The sequence below is a fragment of the Ruegeria sp. HKCCA5426 genome, assembly GCF_013034585.1.
GTDB lineage: Bacteria > Pseudomonadota > Alphaproteobacteria > Rhodobacterales > Rhodobacteraceae > Ruegeria.
In genome coordinates, this window is sequence record NZ_WQGH01000002.1 from 1 (window position 1) to 22373 (window position 22373).

23 protein-coding genes are annotated in these 22373 nt (G+C 55.6%); 9 read left to right on the plus strand and 14 right to left on the minus strand.

Annotated elements, in window-relative coordinates; all coding sequences use genetic code 11:
- Nucleotides 1-103: 103 nt before the first annotated feature.
- Entirely contained in the window at nucleotides 104-1747 is a 1644-nt protein-coding gene (locus tag GOV87_RS02540) for a hypothetical protein (RefSeq protein WP_171210730.1), read from the minus strand.
- 348 nt (nucleotides 1748-2095) lie between these two features.
- On the opposite strand from GOV87_RS02540, the gene GOV87_RS02545 reads away from it, so the two are divergent.
- On the plus strand, nucleotides 2096-2953 hold the full coding sequence (locus GOV87_RS02545) for a class I SAM-dependent methyltransferase (RefSeq protein ID WP_217360779.1): 858 nt from the start codon (nucleotides 2096-2098) through the stop codon (nucleotides 2951-2953).
- Nucleotides 2954-3062: 109 nt separating this feature from the next.
- Here GOV87_RS02545 and GOV87_RS02550 read toward each other — a convergent pair whose 3' ends face one another.
- Nucleotides 3063-4289, minus strand: a complete 1227-nt coding sequence (locus GOV87_RS02550) for a DNA-packaging protein (protein ID WP_171211043.1) — start codon at nucleotides 4287-4289, stop codon at nucleotides 3063-3065.
- A gap of 52 nt (nucleotides 4290-4341) precedes the next feature.
- Nucleotides 4342-4704: a hypothetical protein gene (locus GOV87_RS02555; protein WP_254447300.1), complete on the minus strand. Its 363-nt coding sequence runs from the start codon at nucleotides 4702-4704 to the stop codon at nucleotides 4342-4344.
- Nucleotides 4705-5220: 516 nt separating this feature from the next.
- Between GOV87_RS02555 and GOV87_RS02560 the strand changes: the two genes are divergently transcribed.
- Nucleotides 5221-6483 carry a DEAD/DEAH box helicase gene (locus GOV87_RS02560; protein WP_171210731.1) on the plus strand — a complete coding sequence of 421 codons (1263 nt, stop codon included), beginning with the start codon at nucleotides 5221-5223 and terminating at the stop codon, nucleotides 6481-6483.
- A gap of 34 nt (nucleotides 6484-6517) precedes the next feature.
- Here the strand turns inward: GOV87_RS02560 and mltG are convergent, their stop codons facing one another.
- From mltG to fabD, 7 genes are all read right to left on the minus strand, one after another.
- Nucleotides 6518-7678, minus strand: a complete 1161-nt coding sequence (gene mltG, locus GOV87_RS02565) for an endolytic transglycosylase MltG (protein WP_171210732.1) — start codon at nucleotides 7676-7678, stop codon at nucleotides 6518-6520.
- Nucleotides 7679-8944 (minus strand): beta-ketoacyl-ACP synthase II, encoded by a 1266-nt coding sequence (gene fabF, locus GOV87_RS02570; protein WP_171122176.1) that lies wholly within the window; start codon nucleotides 8942-8944, stop codon nucleotides 7679-7681.
- Nucleotides 8945-9145: 201 nt separating this feature from the next.
- Nucleotides 9146-9889: a HisA/HisF-related TIM barrel protein gene (locus GOV87_RS02575; protein ID WP_171122175.1), complete on the minus strand. Its 744-nt coding sequence runs from the start codon at nucleotides 9887-9889 to the stop codon at nucleotides 9146-9148.
- Nucleotides 9890-10007: 118 nt separating this feature from the next.
- Entirely contained in the window at nucleotides 10008-10547 is a 540-nt protein-coding gene (locus tag GOV87_RS02580; protein ID WP_171210733.1) for a GNAT family N-acetyltransferase, read from the minus strand.
- Nucleotides 10548-10687: 140 nt separating this feature from the next.
- Complete coding sequence (locus GOV87_RS02585) at nucleotides 10688-10921, minus strand: acyl carrier protein (RefSeq protein ID WP_008756330.1); 234 nt, start codon at nucleotides 10919-10921, stop codon at nucleotides 10688-10690.
- A gap of 209 nt (nucleotides 10922-11130) precedes the next feature.
- The gene (gene fabG / locus GOV87_RS02590) at nucleotides 11131-11868 is read right to left on the minus strand and encodes a 3-oxoacyl-[acyl-carrier-protein] reductase (RefSeq protein WP_171122173.1); all 738 of its coding nucleotides are present in this window, start codon (nucleotides 11866-11868) and stop codon (nucleotides 11131-11133) included.
- Nucleotides 11869-11909: 41 nt separating this feature from the next.
- Nucleotides 11910-12848, minus strand: a complete 939-nt coding sequence (gene fabD / locus GOV87_RS02595; protein ID WP_171210734.1) for an ACP S-malonyltransferase — start codon at nucleotides 12846-12848, stop codon at nucleotides 11910-11912.
- 171 nt (nucleotides 12849-13019) lie between these two features.
- On the opposite strand from fabD, the gene GOV87_RS02600 reads away from it, so the two are divergent.
- Nucleotides 13020-14246: a cytochrome b/b6 domain-containing protein gene (locus tag GOV87_RS02600; RefSeq protein ID WP_171210735.1), complete on the plus strand. Its 1227-nt coding sequence runs from the start codon at nucleotides 13020-13022 to the stop codon at nucleotides 14244-14246.
- A gap of 58 nt (nucleotides 14247-14304) precedes the next feature.
- Here GOV87_RS02600 and GOV87_RS02605 read toward each other — a convergent pair whose 3' ends face one another.
- On the minus strand, nucleotides 14305-14877 hold the full coding sequence (locus GOV87_RS02605) for a YceI family protein (protein ID WP_171126532.1): 573 nt from the start codon (nucleotides 14875-14877) through the stop codon (nucleotides 14305-14307).
- Nucleotides 14878-15003: 126 nt separating this feature from the next.
- Nucleotides 15004-15522, minus strand: a complete 519-nt coding sequence (locus GOV87_RS02610; protein WP_171122169.1) for a hypothetical protein — start codon at nucleotides 15520-15522, stop codon at nucleotides 15004-15006.
- 288 nt (nucleotides 15523-15810) lie between these two features.
- On the opposite strand from GOV87_RS02610, the gene rpsF reads away from it, so the two are divergent.
- From rpsF to GOV87_RS02640, 6 genes are all read left to right on the plus strand, one after another.
- The gene (gene rpsF / locus GOV87_RS02615; RefSeq protein WP_171122168.1) at nucleotides 15811-16164 is read left to right on the plus strand and encodes a 30S ribosomal protein S6; all 354 of its coding nucleotides are present in this window, start codon (nucleotides 15811-15813) and stop codon (nucleotides 16162-16164) included.
- A 27-nt stretch (nucleotides 16165-16191) separates the two neighbouring features.
- Entirely contained in the window at nucleotides 16192-16419 is a 228-nt protein-coding gene (gene rpsR, locus GOV87_RS02620) for a 30S ribosomal protein S18 (protein WP_005608650.1), read from the plus strand.
- A 12-nt stretch (nucleotides 16420-16431) separates the two neighbouring features.
- Nucleotides 16432-17055, plus strand: coding sequence for a 50S ribosomal protein L9 (rplI, locus tag GOV87_RS02625; protein WP_171122167.1), 624 nt, complete (start codon nucleotides 16432-16434; stop codon nucleotides 17053-17055).
- Nucleotides 17056-17209: 154 nt separating this feature from the next.
- Complete coding sequence (locus GOV87_RS02630) at nucleotides 17210-17686, plus strand: lytic transglycosylase domain-containing protein (RefSeq protein ID WP_171122166.1); 477 nt, start codon at nucleotides 17210-17212, stop codon at nucleotides 17684-17686.
- Nucleotides 17687-17882: 196 nt separating this feature from the next.
- Complete coding sequence (locus tag GOV87_RS02635) at nucleotides 17883-18584, plus strand: LuxR family transcriptional regulator (protein ID WP_171122165.1); 702 nt, start codon at nucleotides 17883-17885, stop codon at nucleotides 18582-18584.
- A 95-nt stretch (nucleotides 18585-18679) separates the two neighbouring features.
- Nucleotides 18680-19534, plus strand: a complete 855-nt coding sequence (locus GOV87_RS02640) for an acyl-homoserine-lactone synthase (RefSeq protein ID WP_171210736.1) — start codon at nucleotides 18680-18682, stop codon at nucleotides 19532-19534.
- Nucleotides 19535-19631: 97 nt separating this feature from the next.
- On the opposite strand, the gene tig is transcribed toward GOV87_RS02640, so the two are convergent.
- The gene (tig, locus tag GOV87_RS02645; RefSeq protein WP_171210737.1) at nucleotides 19632-20963 is read right to left on the minus strand and encodes a trigger factor; all 1332 of its coding nucleotides are present in this window, start codon (nucleotides 20961-20963) and stop codon (nucleotides 19632-19634) included.
- Between the two features lie 182 nt (nucleotides 20964-21145).
- Nucleotides 21146-22270, minus strand: coding sequence for a porin (locus tag GOV87_RS02650; protein ID WP_171210738.1), 1125 nt, complete (start codon nucleotides 22268-22270; stop codon nucleotides 21146-21148).
- Nucleotides 22271-22373 lie beyond the last annotated feature (103 nt).

Genomic DNA, 22373 nt, shown 5'->3' on the forward strand with positions numbered 1-22373 from the left:
CTTAGTCCTCCGTTTCCTGAACATAACGGTGGACCCGTTCAGTTGGGGAGGCTCAAGGATGGGCAACAGTGCGAAAGAATACTTGTATAAGAACTTGTATCTGCTAGCCCGCTTTTTTGACCTTAAGAACTCGCCGCTTACGACCAAAAAAACTTACAATTAAAAGAAGGATGCAGGAAATAGCCGAAACAAAAGATCCGATCTTCTCACTGATATGAAGTGGAAGGTAGACGAATATTTCTCCATCATCGAAACCATTTTCGGCTGCCAAGATATCCAGTGTCCCAAATTTCGGATTAGGCTCAATTTCAAGCGCAATGCCATTCTCAGTCTCGGCCCTCCACAAGCTCCAGTATTGTATAGGCAATACTACTCTGTAATCATCTTGCCTCGGCCTCACTCGCAAGTGTCTCGACGAACGAACAATTTCCAGTGGCCCGTTTTCTACGCCCTGCACTTCCTTGGCAAAGACCGATATTTCTTGAACAAGAACGTCAAAGTCTATCAACTCTAGGCTGTCTACTTCCAACCGGCTTTCAAGCGCAGAACGCAGCTCAGGACTTAGATATTCACGGGCTCCGTTCCAGGAAACCAGTTCCGCCTCAGCATCCAGACCTATCGAGTTTTGACTATTTTCGTTCTTTATGGCCAACAACAGAACTAAGTTCAACGCAACCATCGCTATCAAAGCACCAAGATGTGCCTTTGTGTTTTGAGAAAAATGAGCGGCAATGGCCGAAATGCTCAAAGCGACCGCGAGGTCCGAAAAGACGAGCAAACGCCATGGGAACTGAACTTTGGAAAACAATTCAATCTGCCAAAACAGTTCCGCCAACGACGTATTGAGCGCCAAAACCAATATGATAGGCGCAAAGGTCCAGGTTCGTAGAACGCCCCGCGTTATAGCATGTGAAGCAAGGACCAAGGGCAAATAAAAGAAAAATACGAAAACAACGTATTTGGTGTCTTGCCCACTTGGGGTTTCTCTTCCCCAACCTAAAAGCCAATTTTCGGGGCTGAAATACGCTTTGAATAAAATCGCAGATGAAACCGAATCCAAAAGCACTATAGATGGCAGCCAATAGAAGCAGGAAAGTAGCAGTCCCAATGCTGACCAAAAAATTACATTCGTTAGAAATTTTCCCGTTGAGGTGACTGTTGCAGCTCTAGAGAAGGATATCAGCAGAACAATTGTTCCAAAAACAGGAACTGCCAATACCGCAGTCGGTAAATGGCTAAGCGAAGTTCCGGCTACCCCTAGGGCCAGAACCCAACCAAACCCCTCATTTCTTCTTAGTTTCTCTACGCCAAGCGCAACTACAGGAATAAACAAAAAAGCTGTGAGCTCTCCGACGGCTTGCCTTATGAACCAGTCTCCCAAGAGGTGATAGGGCAATAGCGAATAGGCCACAGCTCCCACGGCCGAAGGCCATTTTCCAAAAAAACATCTCGCAAAAACGAAAAAGGTGAGCGAACTCAAAATTAGTATGAACACCATACCAACAGCAATTTGAGTTACCAAAGCGCACTCTGAACAAATGGCAGAGGTGGCGACTGAGATGGGCCAAAAGGGCAGTGGCGCATAAAAAAAGAAGTCGTGCCCTCCAAGCCCAGCCCACATTTCAGGTAAGTGTCTGGGCAGCCAGTTTCCTTGGTCAAACTGTTGAGAATATTGGGTGAACCACGCAAAATTATAGATTTCGCTGTGCCCCTGCGGAACTCCGACGAAAATCATGATAGCAGGCATGATCAACGCTATTGCAACTAGCACTACGACTTTTTGCAGTTTACTTAACAAAAACACTATATTCAAACGAGCTTGTTAGGCGGCGCAAAACCATTATCTTCAGGCGCATCGTGCCAAATATTCGGAATAAAGCAACACTTCATCGACGCCTCACAACTTTTTGGCTTGCACCAATGAAGCATCCGAAAGCGATTTTTGTCACTCCGATTCTCGCGGGTAGGCAACGCTCAAACACGCTCCTTCGCTGCGCAATCCACGCAAAAAGAAATTCTGTTGCATTCAAGGTTTGATGCGAATGACCATCCCAAAAGGGTCGCAAGTTTTCAGACTAAGCTGAAGGACGCTGAGATGGAAAGAGAACAAAGAAAAGGCGACAACATGTTCGTCCTTCTAGATGAAATCAATTCGAAACCTGGCGTATTCAGTTCCTACACCGCCAGTGCACTTTGGGCTGACGAGTACCGATCCAAACAGATGCTGGAGTTTCACCTGAATGAGGCCATCAATTTATCGTCTAGAAAAGCCGACTTCATTGAACGATCTTGTGACTGGATTATAGACCACTTTGAAATCGGAATGGGTAAATCGGTATGCGATTTCGGGTGTGGCCCAGGTTTGTATACGTCTCGCTTCGCAAAATCCGGTGCGCAAGTTACAGGTTTAGACTTCTCAAGAAATTCTATTCAATATGCCCGCCGACAGGCTGAACTCACCAAGCAAAATGTCGACTATGTTGAAATCAATTACCTCGATTTTGAAACGCCCAGTCGCTTTGATCTGATCACGATGATCATGTGCGATTTTTGCGCTCTTGGGCCCGAACAGCGGTCCCGGCTCCTGTCAAAGTTCAGCACCCTACTAAAGGACGGCGGATCTGTTCTATTGGATGTATATTCGATGGCAGCATTCGATCAGCGTGAAGAATCTAGAACTTATGAGAAAAACCAGTTGAACCACTTCAGGCACAAGGAAGATTACTACTGCTTTCTCAACACCTTCAAATACGACGCTGATTCCGTTGTGCTGGACAAATACAGCATCTTTCCTGAAAAGAGCGAACCGGAAACGGTCTATAACTGGTTGCAATATTTCAGCCCCAGAGCTTGTCGACAGAGCTTTCAGCAGCAGGGCTCGAAGTTACGAATTTCTACGGGGATGTGTCAGGTCAAGCTTTCTCGGGACAGCATCCCGAGTTCGCAGTTGTAGCATCAAGACATACAAAGGGAAGACGCCATTGGTGAATTGGCATGTCATAAGCCGCAATATAGCGACCCTTTCGCAAGTGCTTGGTATCCATTAGAGCCATGTGGAGCACTCACAAACTCCGCACCCTAGGCCGTCGATACAACCCCGCAGGCCCAACAACCAACTCATGCAGCGCCCAGACTAACGCGTCGACCCGGTCGGGCGAGCCCTGACCTTCGAATCCACGCGCGGTCATTTGGCACATCTGCTCCTCCAGCGCGTCCAGCCCGGCCAAATGGCCCACCCGCCCCTGCTCATAAAGCGCCGCCACAGGCTCGGCCCGCGCCACCTTGCCGCGTGAGGCCCGCACAGCGCGGAACGGGACTAGAGGGTCCACCTGCCGGACGACCTCTTCCACCAGTTGCCCGCCCTGATTGACCTCGGCCACCAGCCGTTCGGCCCCGAACTCATCCATCGCGTCAATCGCCGCCTGCGCCCAGCCCGCAGGACCAACGCCCTGCACAGTGCGGTCGGCCAGCACATAGGCGCACCATTCCTCAAGCGGCCCCTGTAGTTGCGCGCCGACCACTACGATACCACAGGCATCCGCATGCGCCCCCGCTGTCACCGCAGGGTCCAGTGCCACTACGATACGATCCAAACCGGGCACTTTATCTACCCGCGCCGCATCCAGCATCGAGCCTGTCCACAACGCGCCCTCAGCATCCGAGAGCAAAACCCCATCCAATTCCTGCCGCCCCAGCCGCGTACCAGCATAGCGCGCGCGTACCTCGGCCAGAAACGAGTCCGCCAGATTGGCCCGGTTCGCCTCGGTCGGCGCGTGGGTCTGCACGGTGGACGGAGAGGCCAGCAAATCCTTCAAAACCTTCACATTGCGCGGCGTGGTCGTCACGCAGACCCGCGGCCGCTCACCCAGACGCAAGGCAAACTGCAACATATCCCAGGTCTCTTCGGCCTTTTTCCACTTGGCCAGTTCGTCTACCCACGCGGCATCGAATTGCGGGCCGCGCAGCCCTTCGGGATCATGCGCCGAAAACGCCTGCGCCTCGGCTCCGTTGGGCCAGATCAACTTGCGTTCCGATGCCTTCCAAACAGGTCGACGATCCGAGGGCGAGCATTGCAAAATCCCGCTATCGCCAAAAATCATCACGTCGCGCACCTGATCAAATGTCTCGCCCACCAACGCCACCCGACTGGCCTCTCCCCTGTCCAGCGGCTTAGCCCCTTCGACCATCGCACGCACCCACTCGGACCCTGAGCGCGTCTTACCTGCCCCGCGTCCACCCATGATCACCCACGACCGCCAGTCCCCCTCGGGCGGCAATTGATGCGGCAGCGCCCAAAACTCGAACAGGAAAGGGAGGGCACACAGCCCCCCCTCCCCGATCTCACTCAGAAATCTGTCCCTCACCGCAGCATCGGCGGAGGCGAGCCAGCCTGCACCCGATTTCAAATCGAGCGCGCTCAAGGTCGAGCGCATAGCCCCCTTGGGCAATTCCGGCTTGTCTGTGATGTTGTTCGACAAAGCTTATCTCCACTTTCTGGCAACTTCGGATCAGCCCCTCTAACTGACCCAGTTGCTTGCCTGCTCCGGCAAAGTCTGCATCCTCCCCGGCACCGATCTGCCTGCGCAGTTCTTCCGCTGCTTCGCGCAGATCGCGAATGGATCGCTCAAGCGACTGCAACAAGTCAGCCGTCTGGGTAATCCGCTCTTCCGGGGTAATCAAAGTCATGTGTGCCTGTGACCTCATGCGTGAGTTTTCTCCGCACGAGAGAAGCAAAAATCGGCCACCGGGCTTACCCGCGGCCGATACCCACCTCTTCTAGCATGACACCAAGTCTAAGATAATAAGTTCGTAAAGTCAAATAGTTACGCAACACTCACGCAACAGGAACCGACCTGTAATTTAACTATTTCTCAAGACCTTCCACCTCTGGGTCACGACCCGCCATATCCTTGATAACCAGCACACCGATTGGGAAACTCGACAATTACACAGCGGTAAACTTGACATTCCCTCGCCAAACACGCATGTGCCCCGAAACACAGCGCTGCCGCGTGAGCATAGATGGTCGTATTCGACCTCACAGCGCCCAAACCTCTCCAGTTCCCCTTCACGCAGGGTTCTTGTTGCGATGGCCGGACGGCACAGGGCTCGCCTGTGCGTCCCGAGGCTTCGCGAAACCCTGTAGGCTCGTGCAGTGCGCACGTGTCGATGTATTTGTTCGTGGCTAATAGGCGGCCACGGATTGAAAAGGATGATTACTTGTTCGACTTTGACATGCTGGGCCTTGCCCCGGCCCTGAATGACGCGCTGAAACGCGCAAACTTTACGCAACCCACACCGATCCAGAATCAGGCCATTCCGATGGCGCTGCAGGGTCACGACATTATGGGGCTGGCGCAAACCGGCACCGGAAAAACTCTGGCCTTTGGGTTGCCGCTGATTGATCACCTGCTGGCGCAACCCGGCAAACCTGCCCCCAAGACAGCCAAGGCGTTGATCCTTGCGCCGACGCGTGAGCTGGTCAATCAGATCGCGGAAAGCCTGCGAACCCTGACAAAAAAAACAAAAATCCGCGTCGCAACCGTTGTGGGTGGTCAGTCCATCGGCAAGCAGATTTCCTTCCTTGCACGCGGAACCGATATCCTTGTCGCAACACCCGGTCGCCTGATTGATTTGATGGAACGCGGCGCAGTTGATCTCAACTCTGTCCGCCATCTGGTGTTGGACGAGGCTGACCAGATGCTGGACATGGGGTTCATTCACGCCTTGCGCCGTATCGCGCCCGAACTTGGCACACCGCGTCAAACCATGTTGTTTTCCGCCACGATGCCCAAGCAGATGGAGGAAATCAGCCAGACCTATCTGACGAACCCCCAGCGCATTCAGGTCTCTCCTCCGGGGAAGGCGGCTGACAAGATCACACAGTCGATCCACTTCCTGAGCCGGGCGGAAAAGCCCGCCAAGCTGCGCGAGATTCTGTCTGAAGACGCCGATGCTCTGACATTGGTATTTGCGCGCACCAAGCATGGCGCAGAGCGATTGATGAAAGACCTCGTCGCTGACGGCTTTAACGCGGCCTCCATTCACGGCAACAAAAGCCAAGGCCAACGCGACCGTGCAATCAAGGCGTTTCGCGCGGGTGAGATCAACGTGCTTGTGGCAACTGACGTGGCCGCGCGCGGCATCGACATTCCCGGAGTGGCATATGTAATTAACTATGACCTGCCCGAGGTGCCCGACAACTATGTGCACCGGATTGGCCGCACCGCGCGTGCAGGCCGCGAAGGTGAAGCTATTGCATTCTGCGCGCCGGATGAACTGGATCAGTTGAAGCAGATTCAAAAGCTGATGAAGATCGAAATCCCCGTCGCCAGCGGCACAATGCCCGAGTTTGCAGAGCCCAAAAAACCGCGCAAACGTGGCGGGTTCCGCCGTCGTGGGCCAAAGCCACAGGCAGCCAACGCGTCGGCCAAGCCCAGGTCAAACCAGCGTCGGCGGCAGAAAAGAAAACCGGCCGCATGAATTGAAAAAGGTGCCGCAACACGCGGCACCTTTTTTAGTTTCCTGAACTTTGGCGTTCGGCTTCTATCTCACGCCATTTGGCGACATTACGGTTATGCTCGTCCAACGTTTCCGCAAAAGCATGCCCGCCTGTACCGTCCGCAACAAAGAACACATAGTTCGTGTCTTCCGGGGCTACGGCGGCTTCCAGGCTTGCTAGACCTGGACTTGCAATCGGAGTTGGCGGCAAACCGTCAATTACATACGTATTCCAAGGCGTTGCGCGGCGAAGTTCGCTCCGACGCAAGCCGCGACCCAAGGTCCCTTGACCTTTCGTTACGCCGTAAATGACGGTCGGGTCTGTCTGCAACTTCATGCCACGCTCAAGGCGGTTCACGAAAACACTGGCCACCTGTCCACGCTCATGCGGAACGCCTGTTTCCTTTTCGATGATCGACGCGAGAATTAGCATTTCTTCCGGGCTGCTGATTGGCAGATCATCCTGTCGCTTTTCCCAGACCGCGTTGACGCGCAACTGCTGCCTGTCCTGCATACCCTGCAGAATGGCGTTCCTGTCAGCGCCGCGTACCACATCATAACTGTCGGGTGCCAACATTCCCTCTGCAGGAATTTCGGTAACTTCCCCGGTCAGCGCATCAATCTGCTTCAGCCCTTCGACCACCTGCCACGCGGTAACGCCTTCGGCCACCGAAACCCGATAGCGCGTATCAGCGTCATTGCGTTTCTCGGTATAGGCCGCGGGTGCCTCCTCTTCGGCGACATCGAATGACGCAATCTCATCAAAATCGAGCGTTGCGGGATTCAACTCACGCACCCGAGTCTGGATACGCGTCACACCAATGCGGTACTCAATTTCGGACCCGCAGGTACTGGCACCGCTACGCGTGATTTCGTCGATGATCTGCTCCATCGACGAGCCTTCGCGCACCAGGAAACTGCCCGCTTTCAACTGCGGGGCTTTGTCCGTGTAATCTGCCGCCATACGAAAGATCATCGCGCTACTGATCGCGCCCTGATCCTCCAGTTTCTGACTGACTTCGGTCATGTTGGACCCGCGCTCGACCTGAAGGCAGATCGCGGTTTCCAGTGGGCCTTCGTTTTTGTAGCGCGACTGCCCCCAAAGAATAAGTCCGCCCGACAAGAACAGGCCGACCACCAGAACGGTCAGCATATTGGACGCCAGAGCGCGCCACATTTAGCTGGCCTTTCCGAAGATCACGCTGGCATTCGTGCCACCAAACCCGAACGAGTTGGACAGTGCCACGTTGATCTCACGCTCTCGCTTGGCGTTCGGAGCCAAGTCGATAGGTGTTTCAACAGCGGGATTGTCCAGATTGATCGTCGGCGGGGCCACCTGATCCCGGATTGCCAGGATAGAAAAGATCGCCTCAATCGCGCCAGCAGCCCCAAGCAGGTGGCCTGTGGCGGATTTGGTCGAGGACATGGTCGCGTTTGCGGCGTGTTCGCCTAGCAAACGTTCAACTGCGCCCAGCTCAATTGTGTCCGCCATGGTCGACGTGCCGTGCGCGTTAATATAGTCCAGATCCTTTGGCTCCAGCCCGGCACTGCGCAGCGCGGCCTGCATTGAACGCTCTGCACCATCACCATCCTCGCTGGGGGCGGTGATATGGTAGGCGTCACCGGACATGCCGTATCCCAACACTTCGGCATAAATCTTCGCGCCACGCGCCTTGGCGTGCTCGTACTCTTCCAGAATGACGATTCCGGACCCCTCACCCATGACAAACCCGTCACGATCAACATCGTAAGGACGGCTCGCGGCTTTGGGGTTATCTGCATATTTGGTCGACAGCGCCTTACAGGCATTGAAGCCCGCGATGCCGATCTCGCAGATGCAGCCTTCGCCGCCACCTGCGACCATGACATCGGCGTCTCCTGCACGGATAATCCGGCTTGCGTCGCCGATTGCGTGGGCGCCTGTCGAACATGCAGTCACCACCGAATGGTTCGGCCCCTTGAAACCGTGGCGGATGGAAACCTGACCCGAGGCCAGGTTGATCAACGCGCCGGGAATAAAGAAGGGGGACACCCTGCGTGGCCCCTTGTCACGGATCAAGTTCGCCGTTTCCGCAATGGATCCCAGACCACCAATCCCCGAACCGATCAGAACACCGGTACGTAGGCGCGCCTCTTCATCTTCGGGAAGCCAATCCGCGTCCTTGCAGGCCATTTCAGCAGCCGCGATCGAATATAGAATGAAGTCTTCAACCTTACGCTGCTCTTTTGGCGACATCCATTCATCGGGGTTGAACGTCCCGTTTGTTCCATCGCCGCGGGGGACTTCGCAGGCATAGGTCGTCGTGACCCCACTTGCCTCGGCGTCGAACAGCGTGATTGGTCCCGCGCCGGATTCTCCATCCAACAGCCGTGACCAGGTTTCCTCGACCCCGCTGGCCAACGGAGTGACCAATCCCAGACCGGTTACAACGACTCTGCGCATGAAGTGCCTCTTGCCTGCTTCGTGTTTAAGAAACGCTCATACCCCGTGCCGGGGTGCGGGGGCAAGAGCAACAGCAAATTCTGCGTTGAACACCTGACGCTGCGAAAGGCAAAGAAATGCCGAAAGCGGTAACCCCAAGCCTAAAAAATAATCCGCCCCCTCAAAATAGATGAGGAGGCGGACAGAGGATTCGGACTTATCTTACTGAAATTCCGCCACGGGCTCATGAGCCGCGCTTGCGACGCTCAGGGCTTCTGACAAGTCAATTGTCTTGCGGAACAACGCCCGACCGACAAGTGCACCCGAGATATTGGGGATGTAGGCCAAACGAGAAATGTCATCCGCAGTACGCACAACGCCGCTTGCGATGATAGGCGTACGAGACTTTTCGGCCAGACCCGAGATCAAACCCAACTGCGCCTCAACGTCTTCCATATCGCTGTCGATATCGGTCACGAGAATGGCGGCGAAAGGCGTGTCGGCGAATGCCTCAATAAATGCCTCGGGGGTAAAGGCGCTCTGACTGCGCCAGCCCTCGGTCATGACCTGACCCTGCCAGACGTCCACGGCCAAAACGATCTGGTCCGGATGCAGCTTGGCAAGCTCTTTGACCAGATTGGGGTCCCAGGCCGCCAAGGTACCGATCACGATCCGCCCGGCGCCCTTGTCGATCCAATATTCAACTTGCTCGCGGGTCCGCATGCCACCCGCCAACTGCACGGGAATCTCTGCCGAACGGATAATCTCTTCGACCAGTTCCGAGTTCGTGTCGCGCCCTTCGATTGCGTCGAAATCCGTCAGGTGCATCCACTCAGCTCCGGCGGTGGCCCAGCCATGCGCCGTTTCTGAAGGATTCACATGCCAAATCATCGCCTCGTCCAAGCGGCCCTTGTCCAGCGTAACGCACCGGCCGCCCTGCAGTTCCATCGTGGGGTAAATCCTCATGAGCTTGCTCCTCCGCCCAATCAATCTGGAAATTCAGAATATCATAGTCAGAGAACAGGGGCCGCGTTCTTCCAGTTTCGGCAAACTACGGGCAATTTGCGGCATCGCACCTTGCGTTTCAGTGGCGCATAGGAGGTCCGTTTCGACGCAAAAGATGAACGGGTGAACCTTGGAACTCGCTTTCTCTGATCAACTTGTACCCCAGCTTTTCCGCCAGCTTCTGAGAAGACGAATTTGAAGAATTCACCAATGCAACCAATGGCCCAGGCATAATTCGATCAAACCAATCATGCGCGGCCTGCGCCGCCTCCAAGCCCAAACCCCGACCCTGCGCTTCGGGGGCCAGAACCCATCCAGCCTCAGGAAAACTGTCAAAGTCGTCGCCCAAGGCACGATTTCCATAGAAAAACCCCGCCTGCCCGATCATCTGACGATTCGATTGTTGAATGACCGCCCACTGGCCAAATCCGGCCATTTGCCAGTGCCCTGCGTTTCTAAGGAACGAATCCCACGCTTCGCCACGGGATCGAGGCGTGCCGCCGATATGGCGCACGACACAGGGGTTGCGCCAGATTTCGGCGAACCGGTTAAAATCCTCGGGCCGCATGCCGCAAAGCGTCAGACGTGCCGTGTTGATCATCGGGGTGGATCGTATCATGCCCTGCCCGCTCAGATATTTATGCCTCGCCCAAATGGTTGCGTAGGAATATCACGGCTGACAAGCAAGAATTCCGCTGGGGCACAAAAAACGGCGCCTCCGTTGCCCGGAAGCGCCGCTTTTTACTGAATTCGAAGGTCTTAGGACGCTTCAGAGATGAACTTGACGGCGTCGCCAAAGGTCTGGATGGTCTCGGCTGCGTCATCGGGGATTTCGATGCCGAACTCTTCTTCGAAGGCCATGACCAGTTCAACAGTGTCCAGGCTGTCCGCGCCCAGATCGTCGATGAAAGAAGCGTTTTCCGCTACTTTGTCTTCTTCGACACCCAGGTGCTCAACAACGATCTTTTTAACGCGATCTGCGACGTCGCTCATGTCTATTCCTCATTCCGTTTCAGGGCGTAGTGCCCGGTTCTGCCCTTGCCCGCTCAGGCTGGCTTTGATTTGCCCGATCCGGGCGGTTAAGGTCCCCGATTACCGGGAAAGTAGAAGGCCGACCATGTGGCCGACCCCTGCATTTATGCGCCGCCTATAGCACAGACAACGCCCGAGGCAAACGCTTTCGCACCTGCCCCGATCCGCGCTCACAACATGGCCATACCGCCGTTAACATGCAAGGTGGTTCCGGTAACATATCCAGCTTCGGGGCTGGCAAGATACAGAACCGCCGCCGCAATTTCCGAGGCATCCCCCATGCGACCTGCAGGAACCTGTCCCAGAATTCCCGCCTTCTGGTCGTCTGTCAGCTTGTCGGTCATTGCGGTCGTGATGAACCCCGGTGCCACAGCGTTCGCTGTAATCCCGCGGCTGGCAACCTCATAGGCCAGAGACTTGGTCATACCAACCATTCCCGCCTTGGACGCGGCATAGTTCGCCTGACCGGGGTTGCCCGTGGCCCCCACAACAGACGAGATGTTGATGATCCGGCCCCAACGCGCCTTCATCATGCCACGCAGCACGCCTTTGCACAGCTTCGCGGTCGAGGTCATGTTGACGTCGATCACACTCTGCCATTCCTCGTCCGACATACGCATAAACAGGTTGTCGCGGGTAATACCTGCGTTGTTGACCAGAATATCGACCGACCCCATTGCATCGGCCGCCTGCTTCGGCAGGGCTGCCACAGCCTCGGGGTCACTCAGATTACAGGGCAGCACATGGGCGCGACCACCCAGTTCGCCAGCAAGGGCTTCCAACGGCTCAACCCGAGTACCCGACAGCGCAACAGTCGCGCCCGCAGAATGCAAAACGCGCGCGATCTCACCGCCAATCCCGCCCGAGGCACCGGTGATCAGTGCGTTCTTACCTGTCAAATCAAACATTCGATTATCCTTTTCATACGCATCCAGCGATGCGCTGTGTCTTACGATTCGGCCTGGGTCACATTCTGCACGTCATCCGGCGTGCCAACAGCTTTACCCGCGATCGCGCGGTCGATTTTGCGGATCATGCCCGACAAGGCTTTGCCTGCCCCGATCTCCCACGTTTCGGTCACGCCCTGCGCGGCCATGTACTGAACGCTTTCGCGCCAGCGGACCGAGCCTGTGACCTGTTCGACCAGCAACTGGCGGATCAGATCCGGGTCACCAACGGCCTCGGCGCGGACATTGGCGATCAGCGGCACGGCAGGCGCCTTGATTTCAACCCCGGCCAGAGCTTCAGCCATCACATCCGCCGCAGGCTGCATCAACGCGCAGTGGAAAGGCGCGCTCACCGGCAACATCACGGCACGCTTGGCACCTTTTTCCTTGGCAATTTCAGCAGCGCGTTCCACAGCGGCCTTCGCGCCCGAAACCACAACTTGCGTCGGATCGTTGTCGTTTGCAGCCTGACAAACCTCACCCTGCGCGGCTTCGTCGGCCACAGCGCGGACGGCATCCAAATCCAGCCCAAGGATCGCGGCCATTGCGCCCTCGCCCACTGGAACAGCGCTTTGCATCGCTTGTCCCCGGGTGCGCAACAGGCGCGCCGTATCCGAAACAGACAACGCACCAGCCGCTGCCAGAGCAGAATACTCGCCCAGCGAATGACCCGCCACACATGCGGCATCCGTGACGGAAACGCCCTCAGCCTCCAATGCGCGCATCGCTGCGATCGACGTCGCCATCAATGCGGGCTGTGCATTCTGGGTCAGAGTCAGTTCAGCGATATCGCCTTCCCAGATCAGGCTGCTCAGCTTTTCGCCCAATGCCTCATCGACCTCGTCGAATACCGCCTGCGCGGTGGGATACGCCTCGGCCAGAGCCTTGCCCATTCCGATGGTCTGGGCGCCCTGCCCGGGGAAAACAAATGCGCGTGTCATTGCAACCTCTTGGATGACGTTAGGTTGCGGCGGGGTGTAAACCGTGTGACCGCGCGGCACAAGCACTGCCTTGGGTCTGCGCCTTGGCACCATAGCTGTGCGCGGCCCGCTATTGTGTCCTGACTGTATGGCGATAGGTTGATCAAAGCGATACTACCTCCGGAGCATCAGATGTCCGCGACGAATACCTTCTCCAGTTATGGCAGCGTCACAAAGACCTTTCATTGGCTGACCGCCCTGTTGATTTTGACCGCCCTACCGCTGGGCTGGATCGCAAACGACATTGCCCATGCCATTTATGATCCGACGGTCCCAACCACCGAGGACGACATCGCGCGGGCTGCTCGTCTGTTTTCAATGCACAAGACTGTGGGCATCACGGTTTTCTTCGTCGCGCTCGCCCGTATCCTTTGGGCTTTCTCACAAACCAAGCCCGGCCTCTTGAACGCCGATAACAAACCCGAAGCCTTCGCCGCCGAGACCGTTCATTGGCTTCTCTATGGGTCATTGGTTCTGGTCCCTCTGACCGGTTGGGTGCATCACGCAGCGGCGGAAGGTTTTGCGCCGATCCTGTGGCCGTTCGGGCAAAACTTGCCATTCGTTCCAAAATCCGCGCATCTGGCAGAGCTCACAGCCAGTCTGCATTGGCTGTTCGTCTGGACACTTGCGGGATCTCTGGTCCTGCACATTGCCGGGGCGCTCAAGCACCATGTCGTCGACAAGGACAGCACCCTTCGGCGAATGCTGCCGGGCAACGCAAAGGCACCTGAATCACCTGCGCAACATCACTCGGCCATTCCGGCTTTTACAGCACTGGCTGTCTGGGGCGCAGTTCTGATCAGCGGATGGAGCATCGGTGCATTCGACCATCATTCCCACGCCGACACCGACACCACCGAACTGGCCGAGGTACAATCCGACTGGCAAGTTCAAGAGGGCACCCTAGCCATAACGATCGCACAATTGGGCAGCCCCGTGACAGGTCAATTCGAGGAATGGACCGCCGCCATCGCGTTTGATGAGCCGGAACAGCCCGGGCTAGCCGGGTCAGCCGAGGTGACGATTGCTATCCCATCGCTCAGCCTTGGCACTGTCAGCGGTCAGGCCATGGGCGCGGATTTCTTTGACAGCGCGCAGTTTCCAACAGCCCAGTTCAAAGCAGACCTGTACAAAACCGAAACCGGGTATGAGGCACGAGGGCCCCTGTCAATCCGTGACAAATCCGTAGATGTCATTCTGCCATTCACGCTGGACCTTGAAGGCGATCGCGCAACCGTCAACGGGCAATTAGAGCTGAACCGTATGGATTTCGACATTGGCACATCACAGCCCACCGAAGAGTCCTTGGGCTTTGCAGTTGTTGTCTCGGTGGATCTGACCGCGACACGCGGCGAATAATGAAAAACCGCCGGAGCTTATGGCTCCGGCGGTTTCGCATTCGATATCTAAGGTCGCCTTAGTCGGCTTTCTGAGCCTCAACGGAAATGCGCACCTCAACCTCATCACCAACGAAAGGCGCGAATTGGCCAAGGTCGAACTCGCTGCGCACAAGTGTCGTTGTTGCGTCGAAACCCGCCCAAGGCTTGCCAGCCATCGGGTGTTCGCCAACCTGATTGAGCTTGGCGTCCAGTACAACCGACTTGGTCACGCCATTCATGGTCAGGTCACCTGTGATATTCGCAGTATTCTCGCCAGTGACCTCGATACCAGTCGAGGTGAATGTCACCAGATCACCTTCAGCTGCGCCAAAGAAATCCTCGGTCATGAAGTGATCTTCGCGCGGCTTCCAACCTGTGAACATCTCGACAACAGGCATGGACACGGTCACGCTCGAAGCTGCCGGGTTTTCCTGATCAAACATGATCTCGCCTTCAAAACCCGAGAACATGCCGTAAGTGGTCGAAAAGCCAAGGTGGTTATAGCTGAAGATGACTTGGCTGTGGCTGGGGTCCAGAACGTATTTTTCAGCGCTCGCAAACACCGAAGTCGCTGATACGGCCAGTGCAGCAGCAAGAAGTGTGGATTTCATGACAATCTCCGCAATGTTATGGATGCAAACCTGTTGGGTTGCTCGATAACGAAAATGTGCTGCCCAAGGGCGGCACACAAGTCTTATTCTCTCACAACATCTGTTCCTTTTTGAACAGAGTGGAAATCACGCGAAGATTGTTACACTTCCGCTCAATTGACCCTTGAGCGCTCGGCTGACATCCGCCGACTGCAGCGGCAACTTCATCAGCAGGCTGCCATCGACATCGAAAAGCTCAACCTGATCGTCGGAAAATTTGGCACCACCCAGTGTGTCATAGCTACGACGCAGTACGGTCTGAGGGCGTCCGTTTTCGTTCTTTTGCAACACCCGAACCTCGCGGCGGATTGGGTCGAAATAGGCATCAGGCCGCGCATCCAGAACCTGAATTGTCAGCAGACTGACCCCAACGATCAAGAAAGCAAGCGATGCAACCAGTTTGATTGGCCATACTTCCGCAGCCATGACCGAGCCCGGTGCCAGCCACATCGAAAAGGACATTACAATCAGAAAGGCGCCTACAACGCGGGCCAGAACCATCCGCACCTTCCAGTTGGGGGCGAAAGTGATGAGGACTGGAACTGATTTTTCAAAAGCCGCGTTGCTCGCGGACTGTTCAAACGTATTCGTATTAATCGCGGTCATTTTTCTCACCCTGTTTTCAGGTTGCCGACTTGGGTCCGGTGTGTGGTCCGGTTTTTGTCCCGGTATGCAATTCAATTTCGAATTGAAAAGCGTCAGGAATTGGGCAACCCAAAGGAAATAGCAGGACTTCACCATGGCATATGTGACGGGACTTGCCCCCCGGCCATAAACGTGTATACGGGGCCATCCTTCGCTAATCGTATGAATCGCGCAGCCTCTCGTGGCAGGGTCGCGAAGGGTTGAATGGCCCCGCCTTTGAAGTGCGCCTTGATATAAACAGGAGTGCACATGCCACTGTATGAGCATGTAGTGATCGCGCGTCAGGATCTGTCCAACGCGCAGGCAGAAAGCCTTGTCGAACATTTCGGCACCGTTCTGGCTGACAACGGCGGCAGCGTCGTCGACAGCGAGTACTGGGGCGTCAAGACGATGGCTTACAAGATCAACAAAAACCGCAAAGGCCATTACGCCTTCCTCAAGACTGACGCGCCTGTGGCTGCGAAAGACGAGATGGAGCGCCTGATGCAACTGCACGACGATGTTATGCGCGTTCTGACCATCAAGGTCGACGAGCATGCCGAGGGCCCTTCGGTCCAGATGCAGAAGCGCGATGAGCGCGAAGGCCGCCGCGAGCGCCGCTGATCAACGCCTGACGAAAGGACATAAACCATGGCCGCAAAACCATTTTTCCGCCGCCGCAAGGTCTGCCCGTTCTCGGGTGAGAACGCGCCGAAGATCGACTATAAAGACACCCGTCTGCTGCAGCGCTACATCTCTGAGCGTGGCAAGATCGTTCCCTCGCGCATCACCGCCGTTTCGGCCAAAAAGCAGCGTGAACTGGCCCGTGCTATCAAGCGCGCCCGCTTCCTCGCCCTGCTGCCCTACGCCGTGAAGTAAGGAGAGACTGACATGCAAGTTATCCTGCTGGAACGCGTTGCGAAACTGGGTCAGATGGGCGACGTCGTTGACGTAAAGCCCGGCTTTGCCCGCAACTTCCTGCTGCCCCAAGGCAAAGCCCTGAGCGCATCGGACGCCAACATCGCGTCGTTCGAAGCCCAGAAAGCACAGCTTGAAGCACGCAACCTGGAAACCAAGAAAGAAGCTGAAGCGCTGGCTGAAAAGCTGGACGGTCAGCAGTTCATCGTGATTCGCTCGGCATCGGATGCTGGCGCGCTGTACGGCTCGGTCACCCCGCGTGACGCCGCAGACGCCGCGACCGAAGCTGGCTTTACCGTCGACAAAAAACAGGTCGCTCTGGTCGCCCCGATCAAAGAGCTGGGCCTTCATGCGGTTGCAGTCAAACTGCACCCCGAGGTCGAAGTTGAGATCAAGATGAACGTCGCCCGCTCGGAAGAAGAAGCCGAACTGCAGGCTTCGGGCAAATCGATTCAAGAACTGGCGGCTGAAGAAGAAGCCGCCGCAGAGTTCGAGATCGCCGAGCTGTTTGATGATATTGGGTCCGCTGCGTCTGAAGACGAAGATCTGGTGGCCGAAGAAGCTCCGGCTGAGGAAGAAGACGAAACCAAAGCCTGATTTTGGTAGTCTAACCCATGAAAAGGCTGCACGGTTCGTGCGGCCTTTTTTTGTCGGCTCGTTTTACGGGCAAAATTCGGCCAGATTTTTCACCTACGCTTGCAGTCTGACGATTGATTCCTATCATCACGCCCAGAATGACCGGAGACCTTTTATGCCCCTCCTCCTACGACGCAGCGTTTTGGCCATGCTGCTTGCCGCCCCCCTAGCCGCTTGCGGTGGCCCTGAAACGCCAACCCGCGCCCAGTTCGATCCGCCGCTTTACCCCAACGAAACGCCCGAACTGCGTGCTTCGATCAACAAATGGGCCGATCATTATGAATTGCCGCGCGAGCTTGTCCACAAACTGGCAATCCGGGAAAGCACCCACCGCCCATGGGCGGTAAACCGGCCTTATTATGGCTTGCTCCAGATCCTTCCCGCGACTGCAAGGTCAATGGGATATACCGGTACCCCCAAAGGCTTGCTTGATGCGGATACCAATCTGGAGTTTGCAGGAAAATACCTGCGAGGCGCTTGGCTTTTGTCTGACGGCGATCAGCAGCGTGCAATCTTTTTGTACGCGAAAGGGTATTACCCCGAGGCGAAAGCGCGCGGGATGCTTGTTGAGACCGGCCTGAGGTCAGAATAGCGGCGTCGCGACAAGCAAAAATCCACCGACAGAATGTCACGTTGGCCCTTTGTTCGCAGCTAATTCACTGCGACACACCTGCCGAAGCCTCACAAATTGCTTGCCCTTCATGGCATAGGTGACACAACGTATGATTTAGTATGGACAGATATGGCTTTTCTTTGGGGAAAGAACTGCCGCCACAAAGGTTGGACAAGTGAAACTAATAGACTTGGCCGCGATCGACCATGAGGAGAAGTCGGCCGCCGACATATTAAATGCCGTCTGCCAGGAGCTCGGCTTTGACTATGCGTCTTACGCCACGTTCAATCCCGTCAAGGGGGATGTGCAGGGGTACGCGAACTATCCCGATGAATGGAAAATTCACTATGGGAACCAAGGTTTTCACCATTTTGACCCCACCCTACATCAATCCCTCCTCAGCATCGCACCTGTGGATTGGAGCCGGTTCCATCACGACGAAAAATTCCACACCGTATTTCGCGACGCGCATGATTTCGGGATTACGTCCCGCGGATTAACGGTGCCGGTGCGGGGGCCTTACGGCGATTGTGGGCTGCTAAATGTTACCCGGGACTGCTCGGATGACGAGTGGGAAAGGCTGAAAAGACATATCATGGGCGATTTGCAACTGGCCGCGGTGCAAGCCCATGACACGGTCATGCAATCCGGCCTGTTGGCCAAAGCGCTATACCTGCCCGCCTTGTCGACGCGGGAAAAAGAAATCCTGCAATGGGTCGCGGAAGGTAAGTCTCAGCAGGACATCGGCGACATCCTTTCAATTTCGCATCGTACCGTTGAAGTACACATGCGGTCTGGTCGAGAAAAGCTTGGGGCCTTGACGACTCCGCAGGCGATTGGGCGCGCAATTGGTCTTGGTTTGATAGCTCCTGGTTAACAAAACCACAAAACCCTACGGGATACCCCCAATAGCCTAAGATTCGAACATGGTTAATTTTGCCTCCACGGTAACCAGACTGTAGGGGGATGGATATGATCATCGTAATTGATGGTATCAACCAACATAAATTCAAAGATGTCCTTGATGAAATGTACCAATTGCGGGCGCGTGTATTCGGCGACCGGTTGGGATGGGATGTAAACATTGAAAACGGGCGCGAACGCGATCAGTTCGACGATTTGCACCCTGCACATGTTGTCAGCATCAACGACGATGGGGATGTCGTTGGCTGCATGCGGCTGTTGCAGACCACGGGGCCACACATGCTGTCCGATGTGTTTCATTCGATTTTGGACGGTGAACCTCCGATCCGCAGCGCGCAGGTCTGGGAAGCCACCCGGTTTTGCGTCGACACCAAAAAGTTATCGCATGGTCGTGGCAAGAACACCGTTTCATATGTCACCAGCGAAGTCATGATCGGCTCTTTCGAATATGCGATGGCCGCCGGGGTATTGGACTCTGTTGCCGTGATTGATCCCGTCATGAACCGGGTTCTGCAACGGTCCGGCAACGCACCATACGACTATGTCGGCACTGCCAAGCCGATGGGTAAAGTGGTCGCAATGGCGGCGTTGATGGATTGCTCCGAAGAGCGGATTTCAGGAATTCGGGACTACGCGGGTATCAAACATGATGTCTTTCTAAGCGACGAGGCTGCGCTGGATCTGTTCGCCGGAACGAAAATCAAGCCAAAGCAGGCTGCAAACTTCGACCGCAAGCCACTGACCCAATTGGAAAAATATTCTGTGGAACAGATGAAAGCCGCCACAACCAAAGCAGAGGTCAAATCCGTTCTGCAATTGATTGAAACGCTGTCCGCGAGTTTCACGCCAGAGCAAAAGATCGCTCTGCTGAATACCCCCCGTGCTTTAGCTTATGAGGCCTAACCCCCTTACCTCATTCAACTAAAGCCACTCAAGCGGAGCCGTCATTACCAGACGGCTCCGCGTTTTTCTTTGCCCACCCAAGATGGGCGGAAAAGGATTACTCCTCTTCCAGAGCCTCGACAGCTTTTTGCAGGTCGTCTTTGCTGACTTCTTTGTCAGCCACCTGAGCCAACTCGACAATGTAGTCGATGACTTTGTCTTCGAAGATCGGCGCGCGCAGTTGCTGCTGCATCTGGGCGTTCTGCTGAACGAATTCAAAGAACTGACGTTCCTGACCCGGGTACTGACGTGCCTGGTTCATAATCGCCTGAGTCATCTCGGCATCAGTCACCTCAACCTCGGCTTTCTGGCCCAGCTCCGCCAGCAGCAGGCCCAGACGTACGCGACGTTCAGCCAGCTTGTTGTGCTCGTCTGTAGGCTCGATCTCACCATGGTCGTGGCCTTCCACGTCCGGGTTTTCCTCATGCCAAAGCTGATGCGCGATCTGTTTAGCTTCGGCTTCCACCAGCGACGGTGGCAGGTCGAACGAAACCTTCTCGTCCAGCACGTCCAGCAGCGCACGTTTCATCACCGCGCGCGAAGCACCCGCATATTCAGCTTCCAGACGCTCGGCGATCTGTCCCTTCAGGGCTTCCAGATCTTCGGCACCGAACTTAGTGGCCAGCTCGTCGTTTACTTCGGCTGCGACAGGCTCTTTCACTTCTTTCACAGTGCAGGTAAAGACAGCCTCTTTGCCCGCCAGATGCTCGGCACCGTATTCTTCGGGGAAAGTGACGTTGACGTCTTTTTCTTCCTCGGCTTTCACACCAACCAGTTGATCTTCAAAACCAGGGATGAAGCTGTTGGAACCCAGAACCAGCGGGTAATCTTCGGCCGAGCCACCTTCGAATTCTTCGCCGTCCACTTTGCCGACAAAGTCGATCACGACCTGATCGCCATCCTTGGCTTTTGAACCCTTACGGCGCGCTTTGAAGTCTTGCGCGGTTTCGGCCAGATTGTTCAGTGCTTCTTCGATGGCCGCGTCGTCGGCTTTGACGACCAGCTTTTCCAATTCAACCGATTTCAGGTCAACTTCGGGGATCGCAGGCAGCGCCTCATAAGACATCTCGACATGGACGTCGTCGCCTTCTTTCCAGTCCTCGTTGGTCATCTTGACCTCGGGCTGCAGGGCAGGACGCTCACCGCTGTCTTCAAAGTGCTTGTTCATCGCACCGTCGATGCTTTCCTGCATCGCTTCGCCCAGCAGGCGCTGACCGAACTGCTTTTTCAGCAGCGCCATCGGCACCTTGCCTTTACGGAAGCCTTTCATTTCGACTTCCGGCTGCGCTTCGGTCAGCTTTTCGTTGACCTTTTCATCCAGCTCAGCGGCGGATACGACGATGTTGTAGCCGCGTTTCAGACCTTCGTTCAGCGTCTCGGTAACCTGCATTATGGTAGTCCCCATAGGATTCGGGGCGCGCAAAACGGCGCGCCGGGCAAATTTGACGCCTTCTATTTGTCCTGTAGCCCGCGTGCAAGAGGCAAAGCCGGGATCAACCTTGTTTTACCGCCGAAAAGGGCAAAAAAACGCCCCGAAATGCGCTGGGACGTTTCAGGCCGTTTTACAACAGATCAGAAGCGCCAGCGCGCACCCAAGGCCCAGGCTTCGTTGTTGTCAAAATCCACAGTTCCATCGAAATCATGGCTGCGATATTTCAGGTAAGCATCGGTATTGATGCTGTCGATCCGCTGAACGACCGCGATCCCCCAGGACTTGGTGCTGGACCCTTCATTATTGAAGTCAGAACCGTCGAAATAGTCGATGCCGATCCCGGTTTGCCCCCACGAAATCCAGTCGTCTTCATAGGCAACCTTGGCATACCAATAATCGGGGTCGCTTGCGCCTGCGGCTGTGTCATCACGTGTACCCAAGGCCGCCGTAAAGCTAAATCCGCTGGGCAACAGAACAGAGGCCGACCCGATCGTGTCCTTCCGCTCTCCGGAACTGTCATCGAAATCACGTACCGCGTAAGCAATGCTTGCGGCGAACTCTACCCCGTTGGCAAAGGTGTTCCCGTATGAGACCGCGAGATCGTAATAGTCATCATCATCGCTGTCGGACAGGATATTCTGGCCGTATGCGATGGCCGCAGAAAACCCGTTGAAATCCGGGGTGTCATAGCGAATTCTTCCCCTGCGACCACCGTCGAAGTTGCTGGCTGAATCGCCAACCGTGATCGCACTCAGCAGACCGTCAGGCTGCCTGTAGAAGAACGCCCCGTTTTCATCGTTTGTGAACGAATAGAGCGTCGTACCGACATAAGACAGATCAACTTCGGCAGCGCCGTCCGACGCCATGCTGCCCTGTCCTGCCGAGAATTTTCCATAGCTTCCCCGCAGCGCAAAATCCACGTGGCGCAGATCTTCTCGTGACCAACCATCGTTGTTGGTTCCATCCTGGTTGGCCGAACCTGTGCTGGGCAGGCCAAGGCCGGTTTCGAACCAGAACGTAAACTCGTTGCTGCCATAGGGTTGCATCAGACGCAGCCCAACGCGGCTGTTCGACAGATCGTTGTCAAGCAGGCGCGTTTCCGTTTCCTCGCCATCGTCAACAGAGACAATCACCGGGTGGAATTGCCCGTATAACTCGACATATCCACCACTGTTATTTTCATACTTAAGCTCTGCCACAGCAGGCGCTGCTGCAGACGCCGCCAAAACAGTTGCCACTGAACTAAGCACAATTCTCTGGGTCATTTCACTCACCATGAAAAATTCCGGTTTCCGGCACTGCCCAATCGCGCACCAATCCCCATTTTTTCACAAGCATCCAGCCATTCAGATCAAGTCGCGTAAGTCG

Coding starts and splice junctions, on each gene's coding strand:
- rplI (WP_171122167.1), top strand. CDS start 16,432: ATGCAAGTTATCCTGCTGGAACGCGTTGCGAAACTGGGTCAGATGGGC.
- fabG (WP_171122173.1), bottom strand. CDS start 11,868: ATGTTTGATTTGACAGGTAAGAACGCACTGATCACCGGTGCCTCGGGC.
- GOV87_RS02605 (WP_171126532.1), bottom strand. CDS start 14,877: ATGAAATCCACACTTCTTGCTGCTGCACTGGCCGTATCAGCGACTTCG.
- GOV87_RS02585 (WP_008756330.1), bottom strand. CDS start 10,921: ATGAGCGACGTCGCAGATCGCGTTAAAAAGATCGTTGTTGAGCACCTG.
- GOV87_RS02630 (WP_171122166.1), top strand. CDS start 17,210: ATGCCCCTCCTCCTACGACGCAGCGTTTTGGCCATGCTGCTTGCCGCC.
- GOV87_RS02640 (WP_171210736.1), top strand. CDS start 18,680: ATGATCATCGTAATTGATGGTATCAACCAACATAAATTCAAAGATGTC.
- fabF (WP_171122176.1), bottom strand. CDS start 8,944: ATGCGCAGAGTCGTTGTAACCGGTCTGGGATTGGTCACTCCGTTGGCC.
- GOV87_RS02600 (WP_171210735.1), top strand. CDS start 13,020: ATGTCCGCGACGAATACCTTCTCCAGTTATGGCAGCGTCACAAAGACC.
- rpsF (WP_171122168.1), top strand. CDS start 15,811: ATGCCACTGTATGAGCATGTAGTGATCGCGCGTCAGGATCTGTCCAAC.
- GOV87_RS02545 (WP_217360779.1), top strand. CDS start 2,096: ATGGAAAGAGAACAAAGAAAAGGCGACAACATGTTCGTCCTTCTAGAT.
- GOV87_RS02610 (WP_171122169.1), bottom strand. CDS start 15,522: ATGACCGCGATTAATACGAATACGTTTGAACAGTCCGCGAGCAACGCG.
- fabD (WP_171210734.1), bottom strand. CDS start 12,848: ATGACACGCGCATTTGTTTTCCCCGGGCAGGGCGCCCAGACCATCGGA.
- GOV87_RS02575 (WP_171122175.1), bottom strand. CDS start 9,889: ATGAGGATTTACCCCACGATGGAACTGCAGGGCGGCCGGTGCGTTACG.
- GOV87_RS02555 (WP_254447300.1), bottom strand. CDS start 4,704: ATGAGGTCACAGGCACACATGACTTTGATTACCCCGGAAGAGCGGATT.
- GOV87_RS02540 (WP_171210730.1), bottom strand. CDS start 1,747: ATGCCTGCTATCATGATTTTCGTCGGAGTTCCGCAGGGGCACAGCGAA.
- tig (WP_171210737.1), bottom strand. CDS start 20,963: ATGCAGGTTACCGAGACGCTGAACGAAGGTCTGAAACGCGGCTACAAC.
- GOV87_RS02650 (WP_171210738.1), bottom strand. CDS start 22,270: ATGACCCAGAGAATTGTGCTTAGTTCAGTGGCAACTGTTTTGGCGGCG.
- mltG (WP_171210732.1), bottom strand. CDS start 7,678: ATGTGGCGCGCTCTGGCGTCCAATATGCTGACCGTTCTGGTGGTCGGC.
- rpsR (WP_005608650.1), top strand. CDS start 16,192: ATGGCCGCAAAACCATTTTTCCGCCGCCGCAAGGTCTGCCCGTTCTCG.
- GOV87_RS02580 (WP_171210733.1), bottom strand. CDS start 10,547: ATGATACGATCCACCCCGATGATCAACACGGCACGTCTGACGCTTTGC.